Origin of the sequence: Gilliamella sp. Lep-s35 (assembly GCF_009795845.1) — a bacterium.
Lineage (GTDB): Bacteria > Pseudomonadota > Gammaproteobacteria > Enterobacterales > Orbaceae > Gilliamella.
This window is the reverse complement of sequence record NZ_WTEX01000026.1, coordinates 17536-33207: the sequence shown is the minus strand read 5'-3', so window position 1 is coordinate 33207 and position 15672 is coordinate 17536. Positions and strand designations below refer to the sequence as shown.

16 protein-coding genes are annotated in these 15672 nt (G+C 35.6%); 9 read left to right on the top strand and 7 right to left on the bottom strand.

The genetic code is table 11. The features are described from left to right. The first annotated feature begins 218 nt into the window (after window positions 1-218). Window positions 219-944: a DUF4184 family protein gene (locus GQ590_RS10310; RefSeq protein WP_160408850.1), complete on the top strand. Its 726-nt coding sequence runs from the start codon at window positions 219-221 to the stop codon at window positions 942-944. Window positions 945-973: 29 nt separating this feature from the next. Here GQ590_RS10310 and gmhB read toward each other — a convergent pair whose 3' ends face one another. Continuing rightward, the gene (gmhB, locus tag GQ590_RS10305; protein WP_160408848.1) at window positions 974-1510 is read right to left on the bottom strand and encodes a D-glycero-beta-D-manno-heptose 1,7-bisphosphate 7-phosphatase; all 537 of its coding nucleotides are present in this window, start codon (window positions 1508-1510) and stop codon (window positions 974-976) included. A gap of 118 nt (window positions 1511-1628) precedes the next feature. On the opposite strand from gmhB, the gene metN reads away from it, so the two are divergent. From metN to tsaA, 4 genes are all read left to right on the top strand, one after another. After that, entirely contained in the window at window positions 1629-2660 is a 1032-nt protein-coding gene (gene metN, locus GQ590_RS10300) for a methionine ABC transporter ATP-binding protein MetN (RefSeq protein ID WP_160408846.1), read from the top strand. A gap of 112 nt (window positions 2661-2772) precedes the next feature. Next, on the top strand, window positions 2773-3414 hold the full coding sequence (locus GQ590_RS10295) for a methionine ABC transporter permease (RefSeq protein WP_065626227.1): 642 nt from the start codon (window positions 2773-2775) through the stop codon (window positions 3412-3414). Window positions 3415-3428: 14 nt separating this feature from the next. After that, the gene (metQ, locus tag GQ590_RS10290; protein WP_065636503.1) at window positions 3429-4331 is read left to right on the top strand and encodes a methionine ABC transporter substrate-binding lipoprotein MetQ; all 903 of its coding nucleotides are present in this window, start codon (window positions 3429-3431) and stop codon (window positions 4329-4331) included. A gap of 110 nt (window positions 4332-4441) precedes the next feature. Further along, window positions 4442-5164 (top strand): tRNA (N6-threonylcarbamoyladenosine(37)-N6)-methyltransferase TrmO, encoded by a 723-nt coding sequence (tsaA, locus tag GQ590_RS10285; protein ID WP_160408858.1) that lies wholly within the window; start codon window positions 4442-4444, stop codon window positions 5162-5164. An 878-nt stretch (window positions 5165-6042) separates the two neighbouring features. Here tsaA and hslO read toward each other — a convergent pair. The 3 genes from hslO to GQ590_RS10270 form a co-directional block, all read right to left on the bottom strand. Continuing rightward, entirely contained in the window at window positions 6043-6915 is an 873-nt protein-coding gene (hslO, locus tag GQ590_RS10280; RefSeq protein ID WP_160408856.1) for an Hsp33 family molecular chaperone HslO, read from the bottom strand. Next, window positions 6908-7306 carry a ribosome-associated heat shock protein Hsp15 gene (gene hslR, locus GQ590_RS10275; RefSeq protein ID WP_160408844.1) on the bottom strand — a complete coding sequence of 133 codons (399 nt, stop codon included), beginning with the start codon at window positions 7304-7306 and terminating at the stop codon, window positions 6908-6910. The genes hslO and hslR overlap by 8 nt, the downstream gene beginning before the upstream one ends. Before the next feature lie 99 nt (window positions 7307-7405). Further along, window positions 7406-9037, bottom strand: coding sequence for a hypothetical protein (locus GQ590_RS10270; RefSeq protein ID WP_160408842.1), 1632 nt, complete (start codon window positions 9035-9037; stop codon window positions 7406-7408). Window positions 9038-9285: 248 nt separating this feature from the next. On the opposite strand from GQ590_RS10270, the gene greA reads away from it, so the two are divergent. Next, the gene (gene greA, locus GQ590_RS10265) at window positions 9286-9762 is read left to right on the top strand and encodes a transcription elongation factor GreA (protein WP_160408840.1); all 477 of its coding nucleotides are present in this window, start codon (window positions 9286-9288) and stop codon (window positions 9760-9762) included. A gap of 60 nt (window positions 9763-9822) precedes the next feature. On the opposite strand, the gene yhbY is transcribed toward greA, so the two are convergent. Further along, window positions 9823-10119: a ribosome assembly RNA-binding protein YhbY gene (gene yhbY / locus GQ590_RS10260; RefSeq protein ID WP_065635296.1), complete on the bottom strand. Its 297-nt coding sequence runs from the start codon at window positions 10117-10119 to the stop codon at window positions 9823-9825. A gap of 97 nt (window positions 10120-10216) precedes the next feature. Here yhbY and rlmE point away from each other — a divergent pair, with 97 nt between their 5' ends. The 3 genes from rlmE (at window position 10217) to folP (ending at window position 13731) form a co-directional block, all read left to right on the top strand. Next, entirely contained in the window at window positions 10217-10843 is a 627-nt protein-coding gene (rlmE, locus tag GQ590_RS10255) for a 23S rRNA (uridine(2552)-2'-O)-methyltransferase RlmE (protein ID WP_160408838.1), read from the top strand. Window positions 10844-10928: 85 nt separating this feature from the next. Beyond that, window positions 10929-12797: an ATP-dependent zinc metalloprotease FtsH gene (gene ftsH / locus GQ590_RS10250; protein WP_160408854.1), complete on the top strand. Its 1869-nt coding sequence runs from the start codon at window positions 10929-10931 to the stop codon at window positions 12795-12797. Window positions 12798-12894: 97 nt separating this feature from the next. Next, window positions 12895-13731 carry a dihydropteroate synthase gene (folP, locus tag GQ590_RS10245; RefSeq protein ID WP_160408836.1) on the top strand — a complete coding sequence of 279 codons (837 nt, stop codon included), beginning with the start codon at window positions 12895-12897 and terminating at the stop codon, window positions 13729-13731. 366 nt (window positions 13732-14097) lie between these two features. Here folP and ubiA read toward each other — a convergent pair whose 3' ends face one another. After that, entirely contained in the window at window positions 14098-14937 is an 840-nt protein-coding gene (gene ubiA / locus GQ590_RS10240; protein ID WP_160408834.1) for a 4-hydroxybenzoate octaprenyltransferase, read from the bottom strand. A 127-nt stretch (window positions 14938-15064) separates the two neighbouring features. After that, on the bottom strand, window positions 15065-15646 hold the full coding sequence (locus tag GQ590_RS10235) for a molecular chaperone (protein WP_160408832.1): 582 nt from the start codon (window positions 15644-15646) through the stop codon (window positions 15065-15067). Between the last annotated feature and the right edge of the window lie 26 nt (window positions 15647-15672).

Genomic DNA, 15672 nt, shown 5'->3' with positions numbered 1-15672 from the left:
CACCGTCTGCTTGTCGCTGACTGCGTGTCAGTGGGTGCGCATTATAGGGCCTTAAAAAAATCATGCAAGCGTTAATTGCAATTTTATTTCTGTTTGTGCTTTTTTTACACGTGCTGTATTGAAAATAAACTAGCCCTATACAAATTTCCTTTTTTATTATTTATTATGTCAGTTATGACATCTTTACTTCTGTCTAACTTTTTAAGATGGATTTTCATATGCCTTTTACTTTCGCACATCCAGCAATTGTTTTACCTTTTTATAAAAGACCTAAATTTTTTTCCATGACAGCCTTAATTATAGGTAGCATGTCCCCTGACTTTGAATATTTTCTTAGAATGAAAATAAAAAGTGATATGAGCCATACTTTACTTGGTATTTTTTATTTTGATCTGCCAATAACATTAATTGTTGCTTTTATCTTTCACTCCATTATTCGTAATGAATTAATCAAAAATTTGCCTCATTTCCTTTATAAACGATTTGCTCATTATCTAGCTTTGAATTGGAATCAATATTGCTTGCATCATTGGTTTATTGTCTTAACATCTGCACTAATAGGCATATTGTCGCATATTGGTTGGGACAGTTTTACTCACTTAACTGGCTTTTTTGTAACACACCTTCCTTTTTTACAACAACCAATTTCACTAAAAAATACAAATATTCCTATCTACCAATTACTACAACATGGAAGCACTTTGGTAGGAATAAGTTTAATATGCATCTTTATTCTTAGATTACCAATCATAATTGATAAGAAAAATACGATTAGTTTTCTATATTGGGGATTAGTGATGATGATCGTTATAAGTTGTTTTTCTCTTTTTTTCACCAAGACCATTCATACTTTTGGCCAAAATGTAGTGAACTTTATTAATGCACTATTTTTGGGATTAATATTAGCACCACCTATCATGAGAATTATACGGCGTTTATTTTAAACGCCGTAGGATAGTATTGTTTTAGAAAGTTATGATTCTTCTTTTATTTTATTGGGTAAATCAGCCAAACTTCCAATAACCCAATCAGCTTGTTCTAATGCTTCTTCTGTTATGGTATCACCCGTTTTTACTAACACAGTTTTTTTAACGCCAGCTTTTTTACCCGACAATAAGTCAGACACTCTATCCCCGACCATATAAGAATTAGCAATATCAATTTTTAGTTCTTTAGCTGCTGTTTGAATCATACCTGGACTTGGTTTACGGCATTCACAGTTATCAATTAGCGGATCATGAGGACAATAATAGACACCATCTAAATCAACACCACGATCTTGTAATGACCAATCCATCCATTCAGTCAATGTATGAAATTGTTCTTCAGTAAATATATTTCTGGCAATCCCCGATTGATTGGTTGTAATAACTAATAAAAAGCCCATTTTCTTGAGCTGTTGCATCGCCTCAATAACACCATCAATAAAATGGAATTTATCAATTGTATGTACATAATTATAATCTATATTAATAGTACCATCTCGATCTAAAAAAATAGCTGGCTTCATATTTACTTTTTTTCCTTTTAACTTTAGGTATTACTCTAATTCATATAGCATATTATTGATTGACTTAGATGTCTAGACGTCTTAATATTCACCCATTCATCTTTTGTCTTTATATATTATGATAAAATTACAGCATATTTCGAAAATATTTGAACATAATAAAACCTCTATTCATGCATTGAAAGACATCACTATACATGTTCCACAAGGAAAGATTTATGGTGTTATTGGCAAATCAGGGGCAGGAAAGAGTACCCTTATCCGTTGTGTTAACTTACTTGAAAAACCGACTAGTGGTAAAATATTTTTTGATAATCAAGAAATCACTCACCTATCAAACAGAAAACTAATTGAAGTACGTCGAAAGATTAGTATGATTTTTCAACATTTTAATCTACTTTCCTCGCGCACTGTTTTTGATAACATCGCTTTTCCACTAGAACTTAATAAAACCCCTAAAGCCAAAATCAAGCAAAAGGTCAACGAGCTTATTGAATTAGTTGGATTGACTGAAAAGGCAGATGTGTACCCTGCTAATTTATCAGGTGGGCAAAAACAGCGCGTTGCTATTGCAAGAGCTTTAGCTAGTGATCCCAAAGTGCTCTTATGCGACGAAGCAACTAGCGCACTTGATCCCGAAACAACCCGTTCTATTTTGAAATTATTGAAAGATATTAATCAAAAATTAGGACTTACTATTTTATTAATCACTCATGAAATGGATGTAGTAAAACAGATTTGCGATCAAGTCGCAGTAATCAGTAATGGCGAATTAGTTGAGCAATCATCGGTCGGCGAAATATTTTCCCATGCTAAAACCGATATAGCAAGACAATTTATACAATCAACTTTACACCTAAATATCCCTGACGATTATTTAGCAAGATTATCACAAGAACCAAAAGAAGACCTTAATCCTTTAGTTCGTTTAGAATTTACGGGAGTTTCGGTTGATTTACCTTTGTTATCACAAATTGCTAAAGAATTTAATATCGAAAGCAACATCATTAGCGCGCAAATGGATTATGCTGGTGGTGTTAAATTTGGTTTAATGCTAGCTCAAATGGATGGTAATCCTAAAAGTATTTCGTCAGCAATTCAATTCTTAGAAAACAATAATACCAAAGTAGAGGTGCTAGGTTATGTTTGATTTTATTCCCTCTTTTAAACCTTTCGAAACATTATTTCGATACTTAGCTCAATATAATTTTTGGAACGATTTTGTTGTTTTTTGTTCATCTTTTAATGGTTTTAATGAAGCTATGTTATTTAAAATGGCTCAAGCAACAGATGAAACCATTTATATGGTCATTATGTCTGGATTTTGGGGCTCTATTATTGGCTTACCAATAGGCATATTACTTTATACAACAAGAAAAGGACAAATTCTAGATTGTTACGTAGCAAATAGTGTACTTTCATTTATTACTAATATATTTCGCTCAATACCGTTTATTATATTAATTGTCTGGATTATTCCTTTTACTACTTTCTTTATAGGAACTTTTATTGGCAAACAAGCAGCTATCGTACCATTAAGTATTGGGGTATCGCCATTAATTGCTCGCATGATTGAAAATGCTTTATTAGAAGTGCCAAAGGGATTAATTGAAGCGGCTCGCTCCATGGGGGCAACACCGCTACAAATTATTTACAAAGTTTTGTTACCAGAGTCATTACCTGTGATTGTAAATAGTATGACAATTACTTTAATCACCTTAACAGGGTATATTGCCATGGCCGGCGCTGTCGGTGCAGGAGGTCTTGGCCAGCTCGCCATTCAATATGGCTATAATGGCTATAAGCCTGCTATAATGAATACAGTTTTAATTATACTAATTATTATTGTCTTTATTATTCAATTTATTGGCAATAGTATTGTTAAACGCACTACTCATCATTAATTTTGGAGAATCTTATGTCAATCAAAAAGTTCGCACTTATCACCACATTAGTGAGTGCATTTTTTTTAACGGGTTGTGACAATAATAAACAATCAGTTGCAACAGATAACAAACCAGCAGATAAAACCCAATCTAGCACACTTAAAGTTGGTGTTATTTCAGGGCCAGAACAAGAAGTAGCTGAAGTTGCGAAACAACAAGCAAAAGATCTTTATAATTTAGATATTGAACTCGTTATTTTTAATGATTATGTTACACCAAACCAAGCATTGAATGATGGTTTAATTGATATAAATGCTTTCCAACACAAGCCGTATTTAGATGAACAAATCAAAGAACGCGGTTATAAATTATCTATAGTTGGTAACTCATTTGTTTATCCTATTGCTAGTTATTCCAAAAAACTCAAACCTATTACTCAATCAGAAGAAACAGGTGAAGGCGTAAAAGTAACTTCACCGCGTGGTGAAACATTTTTTATTGCGGCCAATTCAACGATTGCAATTCCTAATGATCCGACAAATTTAGGTCGAGCATTACTATTATTACAACACGAAGGAATGATTACGGTTGATAAAGCAAAAGGTCTATTACCAACAGTTCTTGATATTACTAGCAATCCTTACAACTATAAGATTATTGAACTTGAAGCACCAATGTTGCCACGTTCGCTAGATGATGCTCAAGTTGATCTTGCAATCATCAATAATGCATTTGCAGGACAAGTAAACTTAACACCAAGTAAAGATGGAATTTTTGTTGAAGATAAAGACTCACCATATGTCAATATCATCGTTGCGCACGAAAATAACAAAGATGATGAAAACGTCAAAAACTTTGTTAAATCTTACCAAACTGAAGCTGTAGCTGAAAAAGCAAACCAAATCTTTAATGGCGGTGCGATTCGTGGTTGGTAATAATAAATAACAACGATTTATTTACCTTAATATCGTCGGCTTAGGTCGGCGATATTAGCTTTTTCTCACATAGAAATAACAAGTTGTAGAATAAATTCAATCAAATATGGATTATGACATATCAAATTGACCCCATCGGCATTATCCGCTCCCCCTATAGTGAAAAATTTGCTGTTCCAAGACAGCCAAATTTAGTTAGCGCAGGGAAAGGGGAACTTCATTTGCTAGCTCCTTATAACGATCCTAGTAGTGTTAAAGGATTAGAACAGTTTTCACACTTGTGGTTATTATTTTTATTTCACCATATCGATCCAGAAAAATGGAGACTAACCGTCCGCCCACCGCGTTTAGGTGGCAATAAAACAATGGGCGTATTTGCTAGCCGATCACCATTTAGACCTAATCATATTGGTCTTTCAGCTGTTGAATTAAAAGATATCATCATTGAAAACAAACAAATCATTTTGAAATTAGGTAGCCTTGATTTAGTCGACGGTACACCAATTATTGATATAAAACCTTATCTACCTTATTGTGACAGTCATCCAAACGCCTTTGCAGGATATGCGCAATCTACTCCCGATGAAAAATTAACTGTTGAATTTTCACAAAAAGCACAATTAGTATTAGATTTACAAAAACAGAACTATCCTCAACTTACTCAACTAATTACCCAAGTAATATCTCAAGATCCAAGACCTGCGTACAAACAAAATAATAATAGTGAACAAACCTATGGAATCACACTTTATCATTTCAATATAAAATGGAAGATCGCCAATAATCACGCCATTATTGAGCATATTTATGGAAAAGATATAGACGGTAAGTAGAATTTTTAATTAGAGTGTAGGAAAACGCCAAGCTGTTTACACTTGATGATTAAAATAATTCGCTAAAAACTTATAAGGCGTTTTCCCTGAAATCGCTTTATAATCGTTTAACGGTATTATAAAAATAAATAAAGCGTTTAAACTTTTGTTTTCACGCTTTTAAGTCGCTAAATATTTGCTGATCATCTCACGCCTCAACTCAAAGTTCATATTACGCTTTTGGTTTTTCTATTGGTTTGTCGGCTAGTAATTTTTATCGATTTTTGGTTGATATGCTAGTTATTACTCATTTTATCTAACCTAATAATTTATTTAAATAAATAAAGACAGGATTATTTTTTCAAAAAGTTTCAGGAGCGTACTACATTTATGTATAAAAAACCTAAAAATAAAATAGATAACAGAAAGTGAATATTCTCTAGTTTGCTGTTTCGTTTGATTTTTAAGTAACGTTAAACCTTTGCTATTAACCTGTCGTATTTCGCTCAGATAGGTTTTGTTATCGCCTTTAGCTTGCTTTTTTAATTTATCTTCAATTGATTTTTATATTTTAATCAGATTGTTAACACCATAATTAATGGTTTTATAACGTTCATTTTTACTACTTTAAGGGGTAAAAAAAGGGATAAAAACTTTAATTGAGCTTTATTTAGCACGTGATAAGAGGTTTGGCTACAGACCATAAAGCGTTTAGCCAAATTAGTAATGGTTATTTTTCTTTATGATATCAGCGCCCTATCGCTTGACTGTGATAAGGCGTTAATTTTGTTTCTTATGGATACTTATAACAGTAATTTTTCAAATTACTGTAAACAACATGAGGAATTTCTACAATTATAAATATAATGTTTAGTATCTTTTTATTGAAAAATTAAAGGTTAATGGTAATTGACCTTGTGCCTATTTCTTATTTCAGCAATATCGATAGAATCAAACAAATAATGCTTTCCACAATAATCACAATGAATATCAATATTACCACCATCTTCACTTAAGATCTCATCAATTTCGTTAGCGGGTAACGTCATTAAACTATCTTCACAACGTTGGCGTGAACAACCGCACTTAAAAGTAATATCATGTGTTTCAAAAAGACGCACTTGTTCTTGATTATATAAACGATACAAAATCTCGTCAGTAGAGAGCTGTAATAACTCATCAGCCGTAATTGTTTCGGTTAATGCGCTTAGGTGCTCAAATGATTCAGCAGTATCATCATTAGCTGGCAAAATTTGTAATAAAATACCTGCTGCCATTGGCTTATTATTATGTACACCTGTTTTCACAAATAAACGAGTAGGAAGCTGCTCTGATTGCATAAAATAGTTTTCGATGCAACCAATAAGTGTATCTTTTTCTAACCCAACAATACCTTGATAACGCTCACCATTTTTAGGTGTAATAGTAATAACAATATAACCATTACCCACCATATCTTTAAGTGTTGCGTCGTCAGCAATTTCACCATTAACCCGAGCAACGCCACGCAACTGTTGCTGATCATTACCATTAACAACCGCTAACGACAAAGCACCATCACCTTGCAACTGAACCGCAATATCACCCTCAAATTTTAGTGTTGCTGTTAATAAACTGGTTACAACCAATAATTCACCAAGTAAATTTTGTACTGCAACAGGGTAAGTATGATTATCTAACACCGCTTGGTATGTTTGTTCAAGACGGGTAATTTCACCACGAATTGAGTGGTTATCAAATAAAAATCGATTTAAAGTATCCATATTAACTATTGTCACCTTGTTGCCTATCATATTTAAATTTAATCAAATCACGCCGCTCCTTTTTATCTGGCTTTCTATCTGGATGAGGCATTGTCAATGCATTAAGTTTACGTGCTTGTGCTATTGCTTCACGTTTAGCAATGCTGTCAGAAGTTTCTTGATAAAGTTGTTGAGCTTCAGTGGCCGTTCTTCGTTGTTCACTAATAGCTAAAATTTGAATAGTTTTTTGATCGGAACCTTGACGAAGCGTTATAGTTGCACCAACTTCAACAATTTTACTTGGTTTAGTACGTTGACCATTATAATGCACTTTACCGCCATCAATCATTTCACGGGCTAATGCTCGTGACTTATAAAACCTTGCGGCCCAAAGCCATTTATCTAATCGAACAAAAACCATTACATCCTCACATAGCACTTATTATCAAGTCTTTTACATTCAAAGACACATAATACCTTAAACATCTTAACCAGTTATATAAGAATGCTTTTGTAAAAATCAATGTTCATGCTTAATAATATAATTATTGCCATCGGTAGAAAATACACCTGAAAAACTAAACGGCAATAATTTTCCTTGCAAATTCACCGAATAATTCATGGCTTTTGGTGGCTGTTTCACCAATTTCCAGTTTTCTAGCAATGAACTGGTTACACCATAAGCATTAAATTGCAAAGATAATGATTCATTTTGCGATAAATCAACGTGTGCATTTGACTCAATCATACCACCACTAACTAAAGTACTAAAGATTAACGATGCATGATTTTCAGCATCAAATTTTAAAATCAAATCAAGATAACTAGCATCAATTCGATTAAATGAGCCTTTTTCTGATTTAAAAAAAGTTGTTCCTGCAAAAAAGCCTAATTTGTGATCTTTCGCTAAAACGACATCCGTACCAGAAACCTGAAAGTTATATAATGCAAAAGGAAAATCACTATATTTTCTAATTATCAAACTTTGTAAAGCAGTAAGCTTATCTACTTTGATACTTTTAAAAATACTCGGTAATGCCGACAGTTCTAGTTTTTCAGGAAGCTGATAATTAATATCTGATAATGTTAATTGATCTAAATGTAAGGAGTTATCTTTCCATTTTCCTGCAAAATTCATACTACCTTTATTCCATTTTGCTAGTGCTTTTTTGATTACTACTTCTTGGTCATTAGATGATAATTGAACTAATACCGACGCAAACTCCTCATCATGCCACACAACATGATCAGCATTAAAAACAAACGTACTTTGATCAAAATGCCACTTATCATCATAACTCAGATTAGTTGCTGCTATATTACCCTTTTCAATTAAAAGACTAGGTAACTGTATACTACTTTCAAATATCGATAATCGCTTGATCGTCAAATTCGGCACAATATGAGAATATCTATGCCAAAAATCCTTATCGGTTGATTGTAAATTAATATTATGTAGCTGTAGATGATCAATATTTAAATGATTATCAGCAAGTATTTTTAATTTACTAACAAAAAAGCCATTATCAATATTGCCACCTAAGTTAGTCACTGTCGTAACACCATCACGATGGAATCCTTGAATAAGCATTGATTTGATAGGAATTTGATTGACCAATACTGCTTGCGAAGTAAAATCAAATTGGTATTTATCTTCCCCCGATAACGAAACCGCTGATAACGAAAATGGCTTAATGCCACCATTTAACTGTGTAAATGAAAGTTGATCTTGCCCATTATTAACTAAAATATTAACGGTTGAATTAACTAATTTCAGGGTATTTGTTGAAAAGTTATAATGGTTAAATTGACCATCATTATCGGCATGATTAATGGAACCATTAATGACAATAACATAATTAAAATGGGTTAATTGCCATAAATGAGTTTTATCTAACCCTACAACAAGTGTTGGTACATTAACAATCTCTTGTCTATCGTTTTTTACAACAACGTTATCAAAAACCAATTCATAGAAATTTGAAAAAGAGTGATGGACACTACCGATTGAAATTGTATAACAGCTATATTTGGATAATTGCTGACTAACTATCTTGGCTCCAAACGAGGTTTGTATGACAAAATAGGACAATAAAACAAAAAACCAAATAATGGATAATAAAATGATTATATAAAATCGTAATCGTCGCATAAATAAATGTAATTATTATAATAAACAGCTAATAATTACATTACGATAACCGATCTTAATCAAAATATCATCCCATTTTCAACATAAATGATTTGTTATTCAGCAAGCTTTACAGTTAATATATAAAGATTGACTATAATAATGTTGTTAAATAACCAACAGGACAATTCACTTTCCCTTTTTATTTTAATTAAGCTAAGGGATAGTTATTTTTATTTACTAAATAAGTAAAAACGGGAGATACCTAGATGAAACAAATCCCAATGACAGTAAAGGGAGCTGAGCTATTACGTGCTGAACTAGAAGAGCTAAAAAATGTCAAAAGGCCACAAATCACAGCAGCCATTGCAGAAGCAAGAGCGCACGGCGATTTAAAAGAAAACGCTGAATACCACGCAGCCAGAGAGCAACAAGGTTTTTGTGAAGGCCGAATTCAAGAAATTGAAGGCAAATTATCACAAGCACAAATTATAGATATAACCAAAGTAAAAAACACTGGACGTATTATTTTTGGCGCTACTGTAACTGTCGTTAATGTCGAAACCGACGAAGAAACAACTTATCGCATCGTTGGTGATGACGAAGCAGACTATAGACAAAACCTGATTTCGGTCAACTCACCTATTGCCCGCGGGTTAATCGGCAAAGAAGATGGCGACACAGCACAAATCAAAACACCTGGTGGTGATGTCGAATTTGACATTATTAAAGTTGAATATATCTAGTAAAAACAACTTTAACAACAATAGATAAAGCAACAGGGCAAATGGCCCTGTTATTTTTATTTAAGATTTAGGTAAAGTGATTTTTTTATCTTCACTTGGTCTAAAAATCGTAAAATTAGAACCTACCAATTGTACGGGTAATGCTTTTGTTTCACGAATAATCGCATCGCAAATAAGCTTTTTAGTTTCGCGGTCTTCAGCAGAAACCTTAATTTTGATTAACTCATGAAAATTTAACGCATGGTCAATTTCGGCAAGTACGCCTTCGGTAAATCCATTAGCCCCAATCATCACAATAGGCTTTAAATGATGCGCTTCACTTTTTAAATACTGTTTTTGTTTATTCGATAAATTCATTAAATTTTTATCACATTAAGTTGCAATTTTGCTATTCTACCCTTATATATATTTGTAATCAATGAAGTGACCTCTTTACATTAAGGATTTATTCGCTGTGAGTAACAAAAAACGCTCAGCAAGCTCGACACGTTGGCTCAATGAGCATTTTAAAGATCGCTTTGTGCAACAAGCACAAAAAAAAGGACTACGATCCAGAGCATGGTTCAAATTAGAAGAAATTCAAAAAAGTGACAAACTATTCAAACCGGGAATAACCGCTGTTGATTTAGGTGCAGCACCTGGTGGTTGGTCACAATATGTTGCATCGCTTATTGGTAACAAAGGTCGCATTATTGCGTGTGACTTACTACCAATGGATCCGATTGTGGGAGTTGACTTTCTTCAAGGCGATTTTCGCGATGAAGCCGTTTTAAAGGCTTTACTTGAACGAGTGGGTGAAGAAAAAGTCCAAGTTGTTATGTCAGACATGGCACCGAACATGAGCGGACAGCCTGCCGTTGACATACCAAGAGCCATGTATTTAGTTGAACTTGCGTTAGACATGTGTCGAGACGTACTTGCCCCAAACGGCAATTTTATTGTGAAAGTGTTTCAAGGTGAAGGATTTGAAGCTTACCTAAAACAGGTAAGAGACATGTTCAAAACTGTCAAAATCCGCAAACCAGAAGCATCGCGCGCAAGGTCTCGAGAAGTTTATATTGTTGCAATGGGTATGAAGTAGCCAGTTGTATAATTTTGTAGTACCATACTTCGTTAAATTTAGTCGTAACTGTTAATTTTTATGAGAGGTTTTTCTTTTGAACGACATGGTGAAGAATTTACTGATCTGGGGAATTATCGCTGTAGTATTGATTGCTGGATTTAATCAATTTAGCTCAATCGCAAATAGCAATCCTCAAGTCAATTATACCCAATTTAATTCCGATATCACGAATGGCAAACTCCAAGAAGTGCATATTAAGGGACGCGAAATTGTTGCCACAACAAAAGATAATGGCAATTACGTTACCTATATCCCTTATATTGATGACAAACTTATGGATGACCTATTGAGTAATAAAGTACCTGTTTATGGTAGTCCTGACGAAAGACCAAGCCTAATTCTTAGCATTCTTATCTCTTGGTTTCCTATTATTTTACTTATTGGTTTTTGGCTATTTATAATGCGCCAAATGCAAGGTGGTGGCAAAGGTGGACCAATGTCAGTGGGTAAAAGCAAAGCAAAAATGCTAACCCCTGATCAAGTTAAAACTAAATTTACCGATGTTGCAGGCAGTGAAGAAGCCAAACAAGAAGTAACTGAAGTGGTCGATTTTTTACGAGATCCTGGTAAATACCAAAAACTTGGTGGACGAATTCCAAAAGGGATCTTGATGGTAGGCCCTCCTGGAACAGGTAAAACCCTACTAGCAAAAGCCATTGCTGGCGAAGCTAATGTTCCGTTTTTCAGCATGTCAGGATCTGACTTTGTTGAAATGTTTGTTGGTGTCGGCGCATCGCGTGTGCGTGATTTATTTGAACAAGCTCGAAAACATTCACCATGCATTATTTTTATTGACGAAATTGATGCCGTTGGTCGCAAACGTGGTGCAGGCTCAATGGGTGGGCACGACGAACGTGAACAAACATTAAACCAAATGCTTGTTGAAATGGATGGCTTTGAAACTAACAGTGGCATCATCATCATCGCAGCAACAAACCGCGTTGATATCTTAGATCCTGCATTATTACGACCAGGACGCTTTGATCGACAAGTGCAAATTGGCTTGCCTGACATGAAAGGGCGTGAACAAATTCTTGCGGTACATGCTCGTAAAGTACCACTTGGAACCGATGTTAACTTATCCGTCCTAGCACGAGGTACACCGGGCTATTCAGGGGCAGAACTAGCAAACTTAGTCAACGAAGCTGCCTTATTTGCCGCTCGCCGTAATAAACGGCTTGTCACCATGGATGAATTTGAAGAAGCCAAAGATAAAATCAACATGGGCACCGAACGACGTTCGTTAAGCATGACTCAAGAACAGCTTATATCAACGGCTTATCACGAAGCTGGGCACGCTATTATTGGTCACTTAATGCCAGATCATGACCCGATCCACAAAGTTACCATCATTCCACGTGGGCGCGCCCTTGGTGTGACGTTCTTTTTACCAGAAGGCGATCGTGTTAGTGAAAGTCGTGAAAAGCTCGAAGGCGACATTGCCACACTTTATGGTGGACGACTTGCTGAAGAACTTATTTATGGTGCAAACAAGATTTCAACAGGTGCATCAAATGACATTAAAGTAGCTACACAATATGCAAGAGCCATGGTTACACAGTGGGGCTTTTCGGATCGTTTAGGACCGCTGTTTTACGAAACAGACGACAACCAGTATGGACGCCCAAAAGACATCTCTGACGAAACAGCTCGCATCATTGACGAAGAAGTCAAAGCCATTATTGACCGTAATTATCAACGAGCTCGCAAAATCCTAACGGAAAATATTGACGTATTACATGCAATAAAAGATGCGCTTATGAAATACGAAACCATTGATTCAAAACAAGTAGCAGACTTAATTGCTCGTCGCCCACTTACCGCACCAGATGACTGGACCGACAGCGACGAAAAGGCAGCAAAGCAGATCCCAAATGAAGGGAATGACACGCCACCACAATCAGGAAGCTAATAAACCAAACTCAACGCGCTACGGCGCGTTTTTTATCGATAAAATACCTTATAAATAAACACAATCACATAATATAACCTTAATAAGGCTGTTAATCATGGAAATACATTTTCAAAATCAGACAATAGATCTTTCTTTTCCGCAAGTCATGGGCATTGTTAATATGACGCCTGATTCGTTTTCTGATGGTGGAAATTATAACAACCTTGATGACGCCATGCGTCGTGTTGACAGCATGATTCAAGCTGGCGCAACCTTTATTGATGTAGGGGGCGAATCAACACGCCCCGGTGCAGCCGAGGTATCGATTGATGAAGAGCTAAACCGTGTTGTGCCATTAGTTGAAAAAATTGCTCGTTATTTTGATGTTTGGATTTCGGTTGACACCTCAAAGCCACAAGTGATGACTGAATCAGCTAAAGCAGGGGCTCACCTAATTAACGATGTTCGAGCCTTAACAGAACCCGGTGCACTTGAAGCCGCAGCCCAAACAGGCTTACCTGTTTGCCTCATGCACATGCAAGGCGACCCACAAACCATGCAAAATGCACCACACTACGAGCAAGATATTTATCAGGAAGTTGATGACTTTTTTGCAAAACAGATCGAACGCTGCATAAACGCCGGCATTGACCGCCAAAAAATCATCCTTGACCCCGGTTTTGGATTTGGTAAAACACTAGCGCACAATTACCGACTATTAGCAACACTTGAACAATTCCACCATTTCAACTTGCCTTTATTAGTCGGCATGTCACGAAAATCCATGATAGGGCAAGTGCTAAATGTCCCACCGCAAGAGCGAATGTTAGGCAGTGTCTCTTGTGCGGTGATAGCGGCAATGAAAGAGGCGCAGATTATTCGTGTGCATGATGTAAAAGAAACGTTTGATGCGTTGCGGATTGTGCAGGCGACGCTTGCTGAAAGGGGATAAGGTATAGTTTTTTGTTTTAAAAAACTTCAATAAAATCAACACCTTTTCTGACTGATTTTTTCATCAAAATGATGCTTTTTTGTTGGTGGATAGAATGGATTAGGTGCAGAGGTTTCGGACGTTTTGACCTTTGGTGATAAAAATAGCTATCGTGCCCACGTCCGAGTCAGGGAATTAAAGCGAATTCCCTGACAACCCACGCTTTGGCTACAGAATGTGGCCTACAGCTACCCGACGCCGTAACAAGACAACAACATAACCTTAAGTGGCTTTTATAAGTTACTTTTTTATAAAAAACAGTAACCCCCCCCCCAAAAAAATCAGTCAGGAAAGGTGTTGATTTTATTGAAGTTTTTCAATCACTTTTTAAGCGATTTTTAAACTAAAAATCACTCCCAAAAAGACAACAATTCCAACATAATTATTATTTAAAAAAGCTTGAAAACAACGTTTTCGTTCTCGATTTTTGATTAACCATTGTTGGTAAATAAATAACATGGCAACAAGCAATAAAGCAATATAAAAAACCAATGATAATTGGTTGATGATGCCAACCATAAATAACCCAATCATCGTTAATACCTGTAATACCCCAATAATTAACTTATCGTACCGCCCAAATAAAATGGCGGTGGATTTTATGCCTATTTTGATATCGTCATTGCGATCCACCATCGCATATTCCGTGTCATAAGCAATTATCCAACAGATATTAGCCAAGCAAAGTAACCAACAAGTGAAAGGGAATTGCTCTATAATGGCTGCATATGCCATAGGAATCCCCCAACTAAAGGCAATGCCTAAAGTGACTTGCGGTAAGTGAGTGTAGCGCTTCATAAACGGGTAAATCATTGCTGTTAGTAAGGCTATGCATGCAATAAGCCAAGATAGCTTATTTAAAGTAAGCAATAGGCAAAGAGCAATAAATAATAGGATAAATAAGGTCCATAATGCGCTTTTTTCGGTCAATGCACCCCGAGCTAGTGGACGGTTTTTTGTGCGTTCGACGTGAGCATCAAAATGACGATCGGCATAGTCGTTAACAACGCATCCTGCTGCCCGCATGATGATTACCCCTAAAATAAAAATAAGCGTGATATAGGTGTACGGTTGACCTGTTAGCCATATTGCCCAAAGCGTTGGCCAAAGTAGTAGTAAGGTGCCGATCGGTTTGTCTAACCGCATTAGTTGTATATACGCTAACATAAAATGATATTTGCTATTTAAAATAATAAGTGGATTATACCTTGTTACTTAAAACCTGCAATGCGCACTATCATCAACAAAGTTTGTTAGGTAACGGTTTGTTAGCTAAAAGACTGTAATGAAAAAGTCAGATTATGCGCAGATACTGCTGTGCAATCACAGCTAATGCTCGATAAAATGGGCTTATCTCATTTTGCCTTAATTTTTCTAAGTAGGCTGAAGACCAAATCAATAAATGTTCATCAATTAATTGTTTTGCTATTTTGGGTTTGTCCTTTTCTTGCAATATGGCATAAGCCATTAGCATTAATCCAAATTGGTCTTCAGGTTCGTTGATGCCAGTATTGAGAATTAATCCGTGTTGCTGTAAAAATTGACGATAGCGCTCTTGCGATTCGCCCATTAATAGTTGCTCCTGATCTAAATAGACCGATCCCCATGGTGGCGCAGACATGCTACCCTGCCCTTCAAATAATAATGAAAATTGGTAATTAAGTTCAGGGTTGTTGATTTGATCGGCAATTATTTGGCACTGTTCACCAATAAGCACAGTGTTTTGCCAGTTAGCGATATGCTCAATTTGGCATAAGGTATCAATGAGTGGTTTAACTGTTTGGTGATCAGGTGGATAATAAAAAAAAACACCTAATACTTTGGCTAAAATGGTGGATGTAAGTTTATCTAGATGCGTTACTTGGTTATTTTTCATTAAATCGCTACCTGACTATAAGTATA